The 16,938-nt window shown below is 55.9% G+C and carries 9 protein-coding genes; 3 read left to right on the top strand and 6 right to left on the bottom strand.

Features of this window, described 5'->3' with window-relative positions; translation table 11 throughout:
• Window positions 1–36: 36 nt before the first annotated feature.
• The 4 genes from def to SH573x_RS19130 form a co-directional block, all read right to left on the bottom strand.
• Window positions 37–645 (bottom strand): peptide deformylase, encoded by a 609-nt coding sequence (gene def, locus SH573x_RS19145; protein ID WP_479349317.1) that lies wholly within the window; start codon window positions 643–645, stop codon window positions 37–39.
• Complete coding sequence (ligA, locus tag SH573x_RS19140; protein WP_479349316.1) at window positions 645–2,672, bottom strand: NAD-dependent DNA ligase LigA; 2,028 nt, start codon at window positions 2,670–2,672, stop codon at window positions 645–647. Before ligA ends, def begins: the two co-directional genes overlap by 1 nt.
• Window positions 2,673–2,866: 194 nt before the next feature.
• On the bottom strand, window positions 2,867–4,633 hold the full coding sequence (locus tag SH573x_RS19135; protein ID WP_479349315.1) for a hypothetical protein: 1,767 nt from the start codon (window positions 4,631–4,633) through the stop codon (window positions 2,867–2,869).
• Window positions 4,634–5,040: 407 nt separating this feature from the next.
• Window positions 5,041–6,603 (bottom strand): transposase, encoded by a 1,563-nt coding sequence (locus SH573x_RS19130; protein WP_479349076.1) that lies wholly within the window; start codon window positions 6,601–6,603, stop codon window positions 5,041–5,043.
• A 394-nt stretch (window positions 6,604–6,997) separates the two neighbouring features.
• Between SH573x_RS19130 and SH573x_RS19125 the strand changes: the two genes are divergently transcribed.
• On the top strand, window positions 6,998–10,441 hold the full coding sequence (locus SH573x_RS19125) for a pyruvate carboxylase (RefSeq protein ID WP_479349314.1): 3,444 nt from the start codon (window positions 6,998–7,000) through the stop codon (window positions 10,439–10,441).
• Window positions 10,442–10,652: 211 nt separating this feature from the next.
• On the opposite strand, the gene SH573x_RS19120 is transcribed toward SH573x_RS19125, so the two are convergent.
• Window positions 10,653–11,840, bottom strand: a complete 1,188-nt coding sequence (locus tag SH573x_RS19120; protein WP_479349313.1) for a S1C family serine protease — start codon at window positions 11,838–11,840, stop codon at window positions 10,653–10,655.
• Window positions 11,841–12,264: 424 nt separating this feature from the next.
• Here SH573x_RS19120 and SH573x_RS19115 point away from each other — a divergent pair, with 424 nt between their 5' ends.
• Entirely contained in the window at window positions 12,265–13,917 is a 1,653-nt protein-coding gene (locus SH573x_RS19115) for a hypothetical protein (RefSeq protein WP_479349312.1), read from the top strand.
• Between the two features lie 254 nt (window positions 13,918–14,171).
• On the opposite strand, the gene SH573x_RS19110 is transcribed toward SH573x_RS19115, so the two are convergent.
• A complete protein-coding gene (locus SH573x_RS19110) occupies window positions 14,172–15,194 on the bottom strand; it encodes a hypothetical protein (protein WP_479349311.1) in 1,023 nt (340 codons plus the stop codon).
• Between the two features lie 277 nt (window positions 15,195–15,471).
• Between SH573x_RS19110 and rimO the strand changes: the two genes are divergently transcribed.
• Entirely contained in the window at window positions 15,472–16,923 is a 1,452-nt protein-coding gene (rimO, locus tag SH573x_RS19105; protein ID WP_479349310.1) for a 30S ribosomal protein S12 methylthiotransferase RimO, read from the top strand.
• Window positions 16,924–16,938 lie beyond the last annotated feature (15 nt).

Genomic DNA, 16,938 nt, shown 5'->3' with positions numbered 1-16,938 from the left:
GAATCCTACCAGTGCGACAGAAAGTCGTAAAGGTCTTCAGCAGTATCGCTGCTCCCACTGACTCAATTCTGCAATCAATTCGTCGTCCAGCGGCATTTCGCCTAAGCGCTGACGCGAATGGTAGATGGCTTCCAAGTCGGTCAAGGGTTCGACGTTGTCCTTCAACTGTACGGGAGTCAGCCGATCGATGAACATGACGCCGTCCAGATGGTCGGTTTCGTGCTGCAAGATGCGGGCCTCGAAGTCCGAGAAATCTTCGTTAATTTCTGCGCCGCCGATCGTGTAGGCGCTCATATGAATGGTTTTGGCGCGGATGACTTTGGCGTTTAGTCCCGGAATGCTCAGGCAACCTTCTTCGGCGGAGTCGTTGCCGCGGGGACGGGTGATGGTGGGATTGATAAACACGGCCGCCTGCCCGCTTTCCGGATCGCCGGTCGGGTCCCACACAAACAAGCGAATGGGCAAGTTGACTTGAGTGGCTGCCAGGCCGACTCCGCGATATTGATACATCAGCTCAATCATGCGCGCGGCGATCTCTTTCAACATGCTGTCGACGCGCTTGATAGGCTTGGCCACATGTCGCAGGCCTGGATGCGGGTAATTGATAATTTGCAATTGCTGGGGCGAAAATTCGGTTACGGACATCAGCTACCCGCCTCGATCAACTTCTGAAAATCGTCTTCGCTCAGCACTGGCACCCCCAGACTTTGAGCCTTATCCAACTTGCTGCCAGCCTTTTCACCGGCCACCAGATAACTTGTGCTGGAGGATACGCTGCTGGTTGCACGGCCCCCCAATCCTTCGATCAATCGCTCGATCTCGTCGCGTTTGTAACGCACGAGTGTTCCAGTGACGACGAAGGTCTTGCCCGCAAACATGCCGGGCGCAGTGGCGGCGCCGTCTCCGGCAGTCGCAGCCTGACCTGCCTGTTCATCTTCGAGCGAAACGCCAACTTTGGCAAGGTCGTCGATTGTGGCTCGACCATATTCGCTGTGGAAAAATTCATAAATGCTCTCCGCGATCGTCGGTCCAATTTCGTCGATCTCGGACAATTCCGCCGCGGTCGCTTCAGCCAGTTTGGGAAGCGATCCGTACTTCTTAGCCAAAATGCTGGCCACGCGTTGACCCACATGCCGAATCGAGATGCCGGCCAAGACGCGACTCGGGCCGCGTTGCTTGCTCTGCGCAATGCCCTCGAGCAGTTTCTCGGCCTTGCGTTTGCCGAAACCTTCCAGCGTCAGTAACTGGTCATTGGTCAAGCGATACAGGTCACCATAGCCATTGACTAGCCGACCTTCGACCAGTTGATCGATGATCTTCTCGCCCAGCCCATCGATTTCCATGGCATCCCGGCTGGCAAAGTAACGTAGCTTCTGCCGCAATTTGGCTGGGCAGACTTCGTTACGACAGCGAATGTAAACACCGGCTTCGTCTTTCACCAGTTCCGTCTGACACTGGGGACAATGCGTCGGGAACTGGTAAGCAGGCAATTCTGTCTCGCGACGATGTTGTTCCACACGCACAATGTGTGGAATGATCTTGCCGGCTTTCTCGACCACCACCCAGTCGCCGACACGAATGTCCTTGCGTTGGATTTCTTCGGCGTTATGCAAGCTCGCGCGGGCGACGGTGGTGCCGGCTAACTGCACTGGTTCCAACTCGGCCACCGGCGTGACCGTGCCAGTCTTGCCGACTTGAACACGAATTTCATTCAGCTTGGTAACGGCTTCATACTTTTCGAACTTGTAAGCCACTACCCAGCGAGGACTCTTGCTGGTGCGTCCGAGTTTCTCGCGCAGGTCGAACTGGTTCAGTTTGAATACCAGGCCATCGACCTCGAAATCCAGTTCATGCAGTTCTTGCTCCAGTTCATCAACGGCCGATACGACATCTTCAACGGAATCAAACAGTCGCACCTTGGGAGTGGATCGCAACCCGAAACTGTTGAGTTGTTTTAGAAAGTCGACATGCGTTTCACTGTGCATGCCTTCGCAGTAACCCACGCCATGGCAAAAGAACCGCAAATGCCGTTGAGCGCAGATGCGCGGATCCTGCATGCGCACTGTACCGGCGGTAACATTGCGCGTGTTGGCAAAGGGCGCCTCGCCATCGGCCACGCGTTGCAGGTTTAGCTTGACCAGTTCGCTGTTGTTCATATAGACTTCGCCACGCACTTCCAGCAGCGGTGGCGGATTACCACTCAGGCGGAGCGGTACATCGGGGATCGTGCGAATGTTATGGGTGATATCGTCACCGACTTCGCCATTGCCACGCGTTACCGCGCGCACCAGCAAGCCATTTTCGTAAACTACGGCGGCGGCCACTCCATCGACCTTCAGTTCCATGACCCAAGCCGTTTGTGCAAGTCCCAGATTCTTCTGAGCCCGCGTGAGAAAGGCTTTCAGTTCGTCCATGTTGTACGTGTTGTCGATCGACAACATGGGCACTTGATGGCGAACTTGCTTGAGTTCGCTGACCGGCTGATCGCCGATCCGCTGAGTGGGACTATCAGCGGTTACCAGATCGGGATGATCAAGCTCAAGCTTCTTTAGCTCGGCGAGCAAACGATCGTATTCTAAGTCGGTGATCTCAGGCGCAGCTTCGACATAGTATTTCTGATCGTGATAGCGAATCTGATCGCGCAGCTGGCTAGCTTGCTCTGAGGGTTCCACGGCTATTCTCCACGACTCCAAGCGCGTTGACAGGTCGAATGCGGGATTATGGCATTCTTCACGCCAAGGAGAAATAGTGTCTCCTTTTGCTCCGCAAAAGGATCTTGGATTTTCTGCGCAAGATGAGCGAGACTTTGGACCACAGTGTCGTTTGCTCCGCGAAAGCACTTTGCCTTTCGCGGAGCGAAAGGAGACTATGCCAAGTCGCGATCTTCGAACAGCAACAACGCCAAGAACATCGAGAGCATCATGTACAGTACGCAGTAGACGAGCGTACCGGAGAGCAGCGACATCGGGATGGGACTGCCGGCATCGATGGCGGCTTGCATCGAGAAGTGTTCGAGAATCGGCGTGACGGTTGCCACTAACTGGGCCACGAATTTTACGATCGGGAATCCTTCGTAGGCACCGCTGACGATGGGCGTGGCCAGGTGACCAATCACGTAGACAGCAAAGCAGACTGCGATGTTGGCCAGCTGTGGCAATCGGGTGGCCAGGGCCACACTGAATGTGCTAAGCAGCGTGGCTTGCATCAAACCCAAAGCTAGGCCAGGCACGGTGGCTACCATTTCACGATGGCAATCTTGCCAGGTCGGCATTTCCAACGAGTTTTCGCGAGCTTCATAGATCGGCTTGTAAGCGACCATGGCCAGTTCCAGTGTGCCCAGAATGACAAACAACATGGCGACCACCCAGAAGATGCCCATGAATTTGCCAAGCACATACGAACGTCGCTGGATAGGCTTGCTGAGCACCGTCAGCGCCGTGCGACCTTCGATTTCTTCGCTGATCGAACTGCTGGCAGACCAGATGCCTTGGAAGGCGGCCAACAACATGATCACCACAATGCCGCATTCTTTCAGCAGCTTGATATCTTCGCCGAAGGTGTAGAACGACAAGAACACAAACAGGATGATCAGACAGAAGCCCATCACCAACAGAACCAGGAACAGCGGTTGAGCCAGTTCGTTCTTGATCGTCGCCAGCGCCACGGCCGAAGCCCGCGGAGCGACCGCTTGTTGCAAGAGCACTGCCAAAGCAGTCAAGAAGACGATGATGGCCGTAATCAAAATCGTGGCGGCTTCTGGTACCGGTGGAGTTGTTGTCGCTATGATCGTCAACTGGCCATCGACCACTTCGCGGTTCAGCACGTGCAGTTTGCGTTCACCAGTAACAGGAATCGGCGGTGCACGACCGTCTTTGCGCGACCAGGTCAGTTCGCCACCGGCTTCGATCTGTTGAGGAGCTTCGAAGAAGTCGGCACTATCGGCTGCGTCAGCCAAATCGACCATCGTCGTGCTCTTGATCACCAGGCTGGTTAGCAACTGATACTCGAGTTGCAGCGGTACTTCGACCAGCTTGGCTTGATCGCGTCCAGCTTCGGGAGTACCCGGAATGGTCTGTGTATATTCACGCGTGCCGGTCTGGAACAAACGCGGAATGCTCTCCAAGGCGACCATCGGTTGCGGAAACAGCAGGCCCGACAGCAGACCGACGACCATCACAACCATGCATACAATGCCCAGCACCGACGAGGCACCTTCGGTCAGCGTGGCAATCAAAGTATCGGCAGACTTTCTGCCAGGACAAAAGGCAAGGGCCCAACCGGCAATTGCGCTGAGCAGCACCACGGCGACAAAGATCAAGCCACGTTCAAGGTTGCTCTCACGTCCCGTAAAGCCGTAGTTGTTTACACCGACGATCACTGCCCCAGCAATAATCGCCGTCAGAACCGCGCCGGCCACATGGCCTGCGGAAGATCGCGACAGGCTTTCCCAGGGCGAAATGTACGAGAGAATCTTGGTCAGGATCAGGAAAACGGCCAAAACCAATAAGCCCAGCAGCACTCCACAACCCACCAAAAAGAATGGGCTAGCCCATTTGATTAGCCAAAATTCCGTGGCGGTATTGGTTTGAGCCAGCAGGCCGGTCGCGAAGGTTTGATTAAGCAGCAGATCCATAGCGTTCGTAGCAACTCGGCAAGAGAAGATCGTCGGTAGGTTAGATAGGTAGCGTTATTCTGCTCGAAACCGAGGGCGGCGTCGACAGCCCACCACCGGTCAATGTCAAAATCCATGATCGTTATGGCAATGTACGCAGGCGGTTGGTGAGGAGTTCGAGTTCAATACCAGCAATTTTGCCCTTGCGTCGTGGACTCGCCCCTCCCGAATCTCGCACAGCCTCGATTCGACCTCCCCATGCTGCGGAGAGCGATGCGATAATAGCAAAGCGTAGTCTCTTATTGATGTGGGGCGGTTGTTTTTTTGCTGACTCAACGCGCTGGGGAGGTTGTTATTTACGAATCCTGGTTCGTCTCGAGGCGAAATTTAGCCCAGACTGCCCAAAGCGGCGATTTGAACGGCTTTTTTCACCCGATTGCGACAGTCGGTGCGCAGCGCTCCACGGCAAGCAGTTTTGCCAGTCGTTTGACGTTCACTGTGAAGCATGTCATCAGTTGTTGGATCTTCACTTTTGCCAGACCGCAGTATCTTGCACAACGACCGCGCCCGTGCCGAGCCACTTCCCCTAACTTCCGTTCGATGGCCGGATGCTCACGCCGGACTTGTTGGTATTGCTCTGTCTTGGACTTCTGACGAGCACGTTTGTATTCTTCTTCATACTCATTCTTATTCACTCGTCGACCTCGACGGCTGGTCTCTTTCATCTTGGGGTTGCACTGCGCGAGCAACGGACAGCCCCAACATTTCTTAGCCGGAAAGTCGAACGTCGTGCGGTTAGGCTTCGTGGCATCTTGAAATCCTTTATTGGATGTGTGGCCAGCTGGACATGTCACATGCTCGCCGTCTGAGGTCAATGCAAACGCCGTCGAAGCAAAGCCTTCATCGTTGCCGAAGTCACGCGGCGGTGTGATCACATCAACTTCCATCCCGCCAGGGCCTTCCAACGCGCGCAGCATTGGCCCGTTAAATCCCGCGCCGTCAAGGGATAGCTGTTCGATCTTGTTGCCATGAGCTTGCTGTTCGCGTTCAATCAGATGAACCGCGTCTTGGGCCTCAGCACCGTTTGCCGGAAGCACCTCAAGTTGAGTGATCAGCTGGCTATCGGCGTCCATCAACACATCGACCAAATAGCCGTCGTAAAACTCGCCATGCATTCCGCGGCGGGCATCGCTATCAACCACGCTCAGCGTGCGATCACCCTGACCTGGGTTCAAGCAATCGCTCACGATCTTTTGAGCGAGCGCACGTACTTCGATGAATCGTTTCCAAGACTCTTGGCAATCACTCTCTTGGGATGGATCGGGCTGCTCGAGCATCCACGTCAGGATGTCGCCGACTAAATCCAGACGAGCATCAAGGCGAATCTCCTCGGATTCTTTCTCGGTTTCGACGCGGCTTCGATCGGTTCGGATACGGAATCCTTGAGCGACCTCAGCATCAATGGGCTCGATAGCAGCGAGCATCTTTTCTCGCAGCTGCGCCAGCAGTTTCAACGTGGTGGGCACAGCAATATTGGCATAGACGTGTGTGGCATCTTTAAGTCGCAACCGATCGCTGACAAGGCCCTTGCTGCGCGCGAAGCTGATCAGTCGGTCGAAAACTTTCTGCATCCCCTCTTCTCCGATGCGACCCCGAAAGCGACTCAAAGTACTTCCGTCCGGCAACTTACAAGTAATCGGCACTTGCAGAAACCAGCGGAACAATAAATCCGAACTGGCTCTTTCTAGGACTTTGCTGTCTGATAGATGATAGAGATATTGCAGGTACAACACCTTCAGGAGGAGGATTACTGGCAGGGTGGGCCTACCTCCCTCACGACAATAATACTTCTCCAGCTCAGGCCGGAAACTTTCCCAGGGGACTATCTCCAACGCATCTAAAAGGGGCGACTTGAGCGGCAGCACACGCTTATAGATCGCCAGATCCGACGCACGAATCTCAAACAAAAAATCGCGATGGTTCGTTAGCATAATGATTGCACCGAGTTGGAACGTCGGCCTCTTCAACCATAATACCCATGCCAGAGCAAATTGGAATTAAATCAGCACTCTCCTGCGCATGGAGAGGTGACTGTCACCTCCCCCGCGGAGCGGGGGAGGTCGCCGACGCGGCGTTTAGCCGTCGTCGGCGGGAGGGGGCCATGCGCCAGGCAAGACTCTTGCGGTAATAACAACTCGAACTTCCCAGACCCCTCCCGAATCCGCACAGCCTCGATTCGACCTCCCCATGCTGCGCATGGAGAGGTGACGCGGTCACCTCCCCAAGGCGCGCCTGGGAGAGGTGTCTACCGTTTACTTATCCGACGCGCGTCGTTCAAATAGTCTGGCCATCCCCATTTCCCGCCTCCCCTAAGCTGCTAGTCTGATGAAACCAATCCGCAAAATTTTGGCTGCCAACCGCAGCGAAATCGCTACCCGTGTCTTCCGAAGTGCGCATGAACTCGGAATTCGCACCGTCGCTATCTACTCGCACGAAGACCGTTTCGCTCTGCACCGGTTCAAAGCGGACGAAGCGTACCAGATCGGGAAACCGGGTGAGCCGATACGCTCGTACTTGGATATCGATGCCATCGTCGACATTTGCCAGCGGTACAAGGTGGATGCTGTTCATCCAGGCTATGGCTTTCTATCGGAGAATCCGAAGTTTGCCGCGGCCCTGGAGGCTGCAGGCGTGGTTTTCGTGGGACCATCGGTCAAAGCCCTGGAGGACCTGGGCGACAAGGTGGCCGCGCGTGAAATTGCCGTGAAGGCCGGCGTGCCCGTTCTGCCCGGCAGTCCCAATGCGGTGACCTCGCTGGACGATGCCCAGAAACGGGCGGCGGCCATGGGCTACCCGGTTATGCTCAAGGCGGCCAAAGGCGGCGGCGGTCGCGGTATGCGGGTGGTCGAAAACGAAGCTGCTTTGGCAAATGCTTTGGAAACGGCTCAGCGTGAATCGCTCAACGCCTTCGGTTCGGATGAAGTCTTCGTTGAGAAACTGGTTCGCAACGCTCGGCATATCGAAGTGCAAATCCTGGGCGACAGCTACGGCGAGTTGATTCATCTCTACGAACGCGACTGCTCAGTACAGCGTCGCCATCAGAAGGTGGTTGAACTCGCCCCCGCGCCCAATCTCGACCCCAAGACCGCCCGCGGGCTGCATGAAGCGGCACTGGCCATTGGCCGCTATGTTGGCTATCGAGCCGCAGGCACGGTTGAGTTTCTGCTGGATGCCGACAGTGGACAGTTCTATTTCATCGAAGTCAATCCACGTATTCAAGTCGAACATACTGTTACGGAGGAAGTTACGGGCATCGACCTGGTGCGGGCGCAGATTTTGGTTTCGATGGGCCACAAACTGGGTGACGATGCGGTCGGCTTGCCGACGCAAGCCGAAGTGAAAACGAACGGCTTTGCGATGCAATGCCGCGTGACGACCGAAGATCCGATCAATCAGTTCCGTCCCGACTATGGACGCATTACGCACTATCGTAGCGCTGGCGGGATGGGCATTCGCTTGGATGCGGGCAGTGCCTTTAGCGGCGCGGTCGTCAATCCATTTTACGACTCCATGCTGGTGAAAGTGACCGCGCGGGGCCGCGATCTGGGCGAAGCGGCCAAGCGCATGGAGCGGGCTCTGCAAGAGTTTCGTATTCGGGGCGTCAAGACGAACATCCCGTTCTTGATTCGACTGGCCACCAATGAAACGCTATTGGCCGGCAAGGCCACGACGCGCATGATTGATACTACGCCCGAGTTGTTTGAATTGCCACGACGGCGCGATCGCGCGACGCGCGTGCTTAGCTTTATGGCCGATACCTTGGTCAATGGCAATGCACAGGCCAAAGGTGGCGCGCCGCTGAAACGCCGCGAGCCTGCCCCGGTTCCCGAAATCAAGCCGGGTATGCCGATGCCTCCTGGCACGCGCGATCGCTTGAAACAACTTGGCCCCGAAAAATTTTCGCAGTGGGTTCTCGAGCAAAAGTCGCTCTTGCTAACCGATACGACCATGCGCGATGCGCATCAATCGCTGTTGGCCACGCGTCTGCGCACTTACGATATGTTGGAGATTGCCGATGCCTACGCGCGCTTGGCTCCACAATTTTTCTCGCTCGAGATGTGGGGCGGAGCGACGTTTGATACGGCCATGCGATTTTTGAAAGAGAATCCTTGGCAACGTTTGACGCAGATGCGCGAGCGGATTCCGAACATCATCTTTCAGATGCTGCTGCGCGCCAGCAATGCCGTCGGTTATACCAACTATCCCGATAACGTTGTGCAGTTGTTCGTCAAAGAAGCTGCCCAGGCAGGCATCGACCTGTTCCGCGTGTTCGACGCGCTCAACTGGGTCGAGAACATGCGCGTGGCCATGGATGCAGTTGTTGAAAGCGGTGCCATCTGTGAAGCAGCCATTTGTTACACCGGCGATATCCTCAATCCCAAACGCCAAAAGTACAACTTGAAGTACTATGTCGATTTGGCTAAACAGCTCGAAAAAATGGGCGCACACATGCTGGCCATCAAAGATATGGCTGGTCTCTGCAAGCCCGAAGCCGCGCGAGTGCTGGTCAAGACCCTCAAGCAAGAGATCGGCATTCCTATTCACTTTCATACGCACGATACCGCCGGCATCCAAGCCGCCTCGATCTTGGCCGCGGCCGGCGAAGACTTGGATATCGCCGATGCGGCCTTAGCCTCGCTCTCGGGTGGGACATCGCAAGTCAACTTGAATACGTTGGTCGAAGCCCTGCGATTCGGGCCACGCGAGAGCCAGTTATCGTCCGAGGTATTGGTTGATCTGTCCGCCTATTGGCAAGCGGTGCGCGAATTTTATTCGCCCTTTGAAAGCGAACCACTCTCGGCCGGTGGCGACTTGTACGAACACGAAATGCCCGGCGGACAATACACCAACTTGTATCAACAAGCACGGGCGCTGGGCCTGGCCGATCGTTGGCAAGAAGTTTGCCACACCTATGCCGCCGTTAATGCCGTGCTAGGTGATATCGTCAAAGTTACACCGACCTCCAAGGCAGTGGGGGACCTGGCCTTGATGCTTGTTTCCAATAACTTGCAGGCCGAAGATATCGTCAAATCAAAACGCGAACTGTCGTTCCCCGCTTCGGTGATCGATTTGCTCAGCGGCATGATGGGCCAACCACCGGGTGGTTTTCCTGCCGATGTTCAGAAGGCCATCTTGCGCGATACGCCGATCGTCGCCGGGCGGCCGGGTGAAACCTTGCCACCAGCCGATATCGAAGCAACTCGCCAGAAGCTGAGCGAGATTTTGAGCGGTGATGTAACCGACCAGCAGTGCGTAACTCATATCCTGTACCCCAAGGTGTATGAAGAGTACGTGGCGCATTACAAGAAATACGGCGATGTCAGCGTGTTGCCTACTCCGTGTTTCTTCTTCGGCCCCGATGTCGCCGATGAAATTGCTATCGATATCGAAACTGGCAAACGTTTGATTGTGCGTTTTTTGACGATCGGCCAGGCCAAACCCGATGGCAAACGCACGGTCTTCTTTGAATTGAATGGTCAGTCGCGCGAAATCGAAGTTGTCGACAACTCGCAACAAGCGACCGCCACCACCAGTGTTCGCGCCGATGCCAACGATCCCACTCACGTGGCTGCCAGTATGCCCGGTATGGTCATCGCGGTGGCTGTCGAAGTTGGTGACTCGGTCAGTAAAGGTGACAAACTAATGGCGCTGGAAGCCATGAAGATGGAAACCATTATCTACGCCGACCGCGCCGGCACGGTCGAACAACTGCTTGCCAAGAGCGGCATTCAAGTCGAAGCCGGTGATCTGTTGGCGGTGGTGAAGTAGTCACACATCTCGTAGCGGAAGCCGTCAAGGCTTTCGGAGTTGGCACGGTAACGAAAACTCAGCCGTAGGCGTCAGCCTGGGGGTTTGGGTGGCACTGGCAATGCTGCGCATAGCCAGTGCCACACCGAAATACTTGACGCATTCCGCTACGTGAAGACCGAAATGCTTGACGCATTCCGCTACGTGAAGACCGAAATGCGTGAAATGGGTGTTAACGCTCGCTGGAGCCTAAGGTGACCGGGACGTTCATGGCCTGGCCGGCGCGGACGATGCCCAGGTTGACGACCTGGCCTGGTCGTAGCTCTTCGATGGTCGAAAGCAATTCGTCGGCGTTGGCTACCGGGCGATCGTTGGCAGAGACGATCAAGTCGGCGGTCTTGGGATCAACGACAGGTTGTTCATATCGGAAAGGTCCTTGGCGCACGGTTTTGCTCTTCAGCGAGAAACCTCGCAAGCCCGCTGATTCGGCCGGGCCGCCTTGGGTCATGGCCACGATCAATAGACCGCCATCGATTTCATAAACGCGAGTAATGCCAATGGTGGCGCGGACGACGCGACCTTCTTTGATCAATTGCGGCACGATGCGGCGAATGGTGCTGGCTGGAATCGCGAAACCGACTCCGGCACTATCGCCGCCGGTGCTCATGATGGCTGCGTTCATGCCGACCAGTTCACCGCGCGTATTGATCAGCGGACCGCCTGAGTTACCTTGGTTCAGCGAGATATCTAGCTGAATCAATGATCGCATGGTGCGATGATTGCCAGCTGGAATCTGGCGATTCAAACTGGAGATGATGCCAGTGGACATCGTTCGTTCCAGTCCAAAGGGGTTGCCGATAGCGAATATACGTTGGCCCACTTTCAAATTGGTCGACTCGCCCCATGACAGTGGCTCGAGTTCCGCAGTGGGCGCATCGATTTTCAGCACGGCAATGTCGGTCTCTGCATCATGTCCCACAAGTGTGCCCGGATAAGACGAGCCGTCGTGCAGGCTGACCGTTATTTCTCTCGCGCCCTCGACGACGTGATAGTTGGTCAGGATGTGCCCTTGCGGATCGATGATCGAACCGCTGCCTGTGCCTTTGCTATAGCTGACTGTTAGCAGCGAATTAATCGGGCGACTCTTGGTGGCAATGTGAACCACGCAGCGGTTGCAGTTCTCATAGACGCCAGTACTGACTTGTTCTTCGGGGCTAAGTAAATAGTCCTGAATCACCGGCGCGGCGGCGCGGCGCGAGGACGAGTTGCCGCGATCGGGTTGAATGGTTAGTCGCGCACTGCCCTGCTGGGCCAGCGAGCGATTATGCCATTCGACCTGGCCTGCTATGAGGCCGACACCCAGGCCGACCAGTAGGGCGATGGCCACGGGCCGATGATTGCTAGCAAATAACGGCAACATCTTGAACTCCTTTTCGATAGTCGGCGGCAATTGCGTCGCTGATGCCGCTATGATCGATTCCAATTACGAATTCGGCAAGCTCAGAATGAATGCTTGACGTTGTCTGATCGTAACATCAACTTTGGAAGATATGGCAGATAGGCAAAATTTCTGCGTTACGCAAAGCTGCGCAGCTCGATAACTAAGCCTATCAATGATAGCTAAAGGCCCGATGACCAGTTTTTGCTGGACTGCACTGATAACTCCAGCCCGCTCCCCAGTGCAGTCAGCCGTGGTAAGCAAGTAGCAAGACCGGTCGCCTCGAGCCTTCCCACCTCACGATTTTTTTCAAATCGCCAATCACCAAGTTAGCAATATCAACCATTTCGTGCGCTCGGCCAGTGCTCCCAATCATAGCTGGCGTCGGAATGTGGAGGACACACGGATGAAAAGTCGCATACGTCGTTTCTGGATCTCGGTATCTTTAGCCACCGGTTCGCTAGCGTTTCCCCTCTCCAGCTCGCTCTGGTCGCATGATTTACCGATACGTTGGACCTCAGGTGCCAATTCAACACCATCTTGGAATCAATTACTGGATGACTGTTTGGATAAGCCGCAGTTTGCTGGACCGCGTTCGCTGATGGATAGCGATGCGGCCCTGCGTCGTGGCACCGAGGATTGGGCCAGTAGTTGTCCAGCCGAATGGACGCAGGCCTTGAGTTGTGGTGCCACGCGGTCGGTCCCGCCGCTGGACACCGACATGTTAGCTCGCAATCCGCTTTCGCGATTCAGCAAGGAGATGACATGCTGGGTCAACGAATGGCATGATTACCAGTTGACGACGGTCGATGCGCCCAGTGGGTCGTCGATGACCTTCGCAGCGCTGCCGGATGAAGGTCAACCACCAGCGCCTGGCTTGGGCGAAATGGATTACCGGCAAGCCGGTGTTGACTATAGTGCCGATACCTGTGCGTTCGACGCAGAGTATCAAGCGCGTCAAACGGCGGCCGACTTGTTGGCCGCCGAGATGGCTCGTGCCGACCAGGTAGCTGCCAACGAAGCTCGCGTCGCTCGGGCACTCAGCGACGCAGATTCGATCGAACGCATCGCCAAACAAGATGCACTTCCAACGGCTACGCCCAATGGCATGCTCGTAGCCAAGAACTTCGCCGAGCCATCGCGCTGTGGTGGCAAACTCAACGAGATCATCAGCCAAAGCTGCTTTCCCAATCGCTTCGCACCCGGCATTGTGGATGAGTATCTGGCATATGAACTAAACGAGAGTGACTCGCATTGGCTCGGCGGGCTCGGTAAGAGCTGGAAGTTACGATCAGCTTTGGCAACTTCGCGCACGGCAACGACTGTTAAGGCAGAAGTCACGGCACAGGACTTTGCCGCTCATACGGCTCCCGAGTCCTTTGTGGCGCCCGACTCAACTCTGGTGCCGGTCAATGACGACGCAGTGGTCTATGGCCCGTTCATGCCGAGCGATACTGAGCAGCTGAACAACTACTTGGATCAATTGTTCGAGCAAGCCCAGCAAAGCACCTTGGCACTGCTGGAGAACGCACGCCTGGCTTCCATGCCAGTTGGGCACACGCTGGCCCAGTCGCCGGACGTGTTACCTGAATTGTTGCCATCGATCAATCAACAGTTGGCGATGGTCAGCGATTGGGTCGAGAATCAACAGTGCCTGGTCTCTGCAGAACTATGCGGCTTTGAACATGCGTACAGCTTGGGTCAAGCCATCGGCAGCCATGCCCGCGACATGGCTGGTTCGGCGATGACCAGCTACATAGCCATGGGCGATTTTCTGGTGGTCAAACCCGAACTAGTTGTCGTCTACGAAGACTCCGATGGCTCGCAGATGGTTGTGCCCAGCTCGATTGCCCGCGCATGGAATCGGCCTGAAGTGGAAAGTGTGGATGCTGAAGAAGCAATGCTCGAGAACCTGGTCGACATCCATCAGCTGCGCGATGAAGTGATCTCGCTGATTGCCGAACAGCTCGATTCGATCGGCATGGCCTGCTTGCAGACCTCTGACCACTTAATCAACTGGTCCAAGGTTGCGCGCAACAAAGGCGCAGATGTCCGCTAAGCGTAAGTTGTAGAGCGGCTGTCCCCAGCCGCTCTGCACCCGGCAAGTCGCTTGGCTGTGCCAAACACCGCTGACATTAACGGACAACGTACCGGGGACCCAGTCGGCTCGCACCATCTCAATCACGGACAACCGGTGTGATGAGACATTGGTTAGAGGGTGCTGAGCAGCTGAGGACAGCTGCTCTACACCATCGCCACCAGAGAGCGCGCGGTGTGATGAGACATTGGTTAGAGGGTGCGCCTCGCCTGCGGCTACGGGTTAAACGATTGAGCCTGGTCGTTTGTTGCAATAAAGCGGATTTCCAGGCGGCGACGATCGGCTTCGGGAATTGCTTCCAGGGCGGCGCGGGTCTGAGTGGCTGGAGCCTGCCAGGCGAGCGCGTCCAGCAGCGATGCCTTTTCGGCCAGGTACGCTGAGGGTTCGATGTTGTCTTTGTACTTTTCGATTACCTGCAAGGCTTGGCCGTGCCACTGGTCACGTCGCAACTGATAAATGTCCAGTTGGAAGAACTCGGGTTGGGCGCGACCTGCCAGTCGCTGTACTTGGTTGGCCGCTTGCAGCACACTGTCGCGTAGCGTTTGCAATTCTTCAGCGGTCAGATCGGTCACGCCTGCCACTGCTTCGCTTTTGCTGTGAGCAGCTTCCAATCCATAGCACACCGCGCGCGAGCGACGGTAGTAGGCAAAGGCCGTGGCTAGCTTGACGTCGTCGGTTTGTTTTTCTTTTTCCAGCAGAGCCAGCACGCGGCCGCAGGCATCGCTGATTTCTTTCCAGTATTCGTTGCGATATCGCGGCTGATCGATCCAGTGCATTTGCAACTGACGCAAACCCAGGTCGCCGGAATGTTCGGAGAGGGCGGTCTGCAAGGCATTAGTGTCCTCGGCTGTGGGGCCGGACTTGTTGCCGAACAGCGCTTGCCGATGTTTGACGGCAAGTTTTTTGGGATCGATGATGGGTTCTTTACGAACCTGAGGCGTGGATTCGGCGTTAGCTTTAACTGCAGTTTCGGGTTCGGCGGCCGCTGCCTGCGCTGCGCGTTTGGGGACCCAAGCGGCCAGCCAGGCACGCTGGGCTTGGAGCTCGGCTTTCAGTTCAGGCTCGATTTTGGCCTGGCCGAGTTGTTGGTCGAAGACCTTGACCTGGACGTCGCGCCACTGGGCATCGGAGTTGCCTTGCGAGAGCGTTCGCAATTGCGCCTGAGCGGCCGTTGGCCAGCATAAAGCCAGGAAACAGAGAACAGCAGGTGTCAATATAAGGAGTAATGCTCGGGACATTAGGATTAGCTAAGCGGTAAAAGGAGCCCCAACGCACTCCGGCCACCAAAGATAGTTGCCAGCTCAGCTGCGTCGGGAGTGGGGGAAACAACAAGGCTAACTGCCCCGCCCACCAAACGCAACCAGCACTTTCGCCTTTACAAGGGCAGGATTGCGAGTCTAATTGCAAGCTGCCCGTGGGTCTTAGAGGCTTGGCCGCCAACTGTCAATTGGAGGCGGAAACGTTTAGCCTATGTGTTTTATGACGGGCATCATCCGGCATGCCTGAACCCTGGCAGTGCCAGCAACCGAGGTCACCAGTTTGAAAACGCTTCCGATCATCGATGCCGCTCCCAGCTGCAGTACGCAGTCAGGTAGCTCCGTTGTCAGCCAGACCAAAGGTCGTTACTGGTTCATCAGTTTGGGCTGTCCCAAAAACCTGGTTGACAGTGAACGCATGTTAGGTCGGTTGCGCGATGAAGGTTATGAACTAGTTACAGAATCCGAAGGGTGTGACTTTGCTGTCATCAACACTTGCGGCTTTATCGACAATGCCCGCACTGAATCGTTTCAAGCCATCGATCAGATGCTAGAGCTGAAGCGGCAAGGCAAGATTCGCGGCGTCATCGTAGCCGGTTGCCTGGCCGAGCGCGAAAAAGAACAGCTCTTGGCGGCGCGGCCCGAGATCGATTCGCTCGTCGGAGTATTTGGTCGCGACGAGATCACCAAGCTGGCAGATCGCCTGATTGATTCGCTGGACGAGCAACGCACGATCTTTCGACCTGCCCCAATTCGCGCTTTGGATGATTCTCAACGCCTGCGCATTACGCCGAAACATTTTGCATATTTAAAGATCTCCGAAGGCTGCGATCGCCTGTGTACGTTCTGCGCCATTCCAAAAATGCGCGGCAAACATGCCAGCAAGCCGCAGGAGCAGATCTTGGCTGAGGCACGCGAACTGGTAGCCTCCGGCGTGCGCGAGCTGATCGTCGTTGCTCAAGATACGACCTACTGGGGCATGGACATGTTTGGCAAGCCCATGCTTAGCCAATTGCTCCGCCAGCTGAGCGCCGTCGAAGGGCTCGATTGGATTCGCTTGATGTACTTCTATCCGATGTATATCGACGATGAGTTAATCGATGTAATTGCCGATACGCCGAATATCCTGCCCTACATCGATATGCCCTTGCAGCATATCAGTGGTGAAATGCTGCGTCGGATGTCGCGACGGGTGACACCTGAACAGACGCGCGAGTTGGTGGCCAAGCTGCGCGAGCGCATCGATGGGCTGGTCATGCGGACCACGTTTGTCACGGGGTTTCCTGGCGAGACTGAACAGCATGTCGACGAGTTGGCCGACTTTATAGCCCAGGCTCGATTCGAGCGCTTAGGTGTCTTTACCTATTCGCTGGAACCCGATACACCGGCTGCCAAGCTGACGGGCCATCTCCCTGATGAAATCAAACAGGCGCGACGCGATCGATTGATGCAAGTCCAGCAGCAAGTGGCCTTTGATTGGACCGACCAAACCGTTGGCAATGCCTTCGAGGTCATGATCGACAAGCCATTCGATACCAGTCGCAATGTCTGGATTGGCCGCACCTATGCTGACGCGCCCGATGTTGATGCGCTAGTGTATGTTACCGGTCAACCGCGACACCCAATCGCCTCTGGGCGCATCATGCCGGTCGAGATTGTGGGGCGCCGCGATTATGATTTGATTGCCGCCACGGTCGGCACCGGTCGCTAACTGTTGCCTAATTTT

The organism is Rania fehmarnensis (genome assembly GCF_056494185.1).
Note: the sequence above shows the minus strand (reverse complement) of the source record. Positions and strands in the feature narration are given on the sequence as shown.

Coding starts and splice junctions, on each gene's coding strand:
- SH573x_RS19115 (WP_479349312.1), top strand. CDS start 12,265: ATGAAAAGTCGCATACGTCGTTTCTGGATCTCGGTATCTTTAGCCACC.
- SH573x_RS19135 (WP_479349315.1), bottom strand. CDS start 4,633: ATGGATCTGCTGCTTAATCAAACCTTCGCGACCGGCCTGCTGGCTCAA.
- SH573x_RS19125 (WP_479349314.1), top strand. CDS start 6,998: ATGAAACCAATCCGCAAAATTTTGGCTGCCAACCGCAGCGAAATCGCT.
- SH573x_RS19110 (WP_479349311.1), bottom strand. CDS start 15,194: ATGTCCCGAGCATTACTCCTTATATTGACACCTGCTGTTCTCTGTTTC.
- SH573x_RS19120 (WP_479349313.1), bottom strand. CDS start 11,840: ATGTTGCCGTTATTTGCTAGCAATCATCGGCCCGTGGCCATCGCCCTA.
- def (WP_479349317.1), bottom strand. CDS start 645: ATGTCCGTAACCGAATTTTCGCCCCAGCAATTGCAAATTATCAATTAC.
- SH573x_RS19130 (WP_479349076.1), bottom strand. CDS start 6,603: ATGCTAACGAACCATCGCGATTTTTTGTTTGAGATTCGTGCGTCGGAT.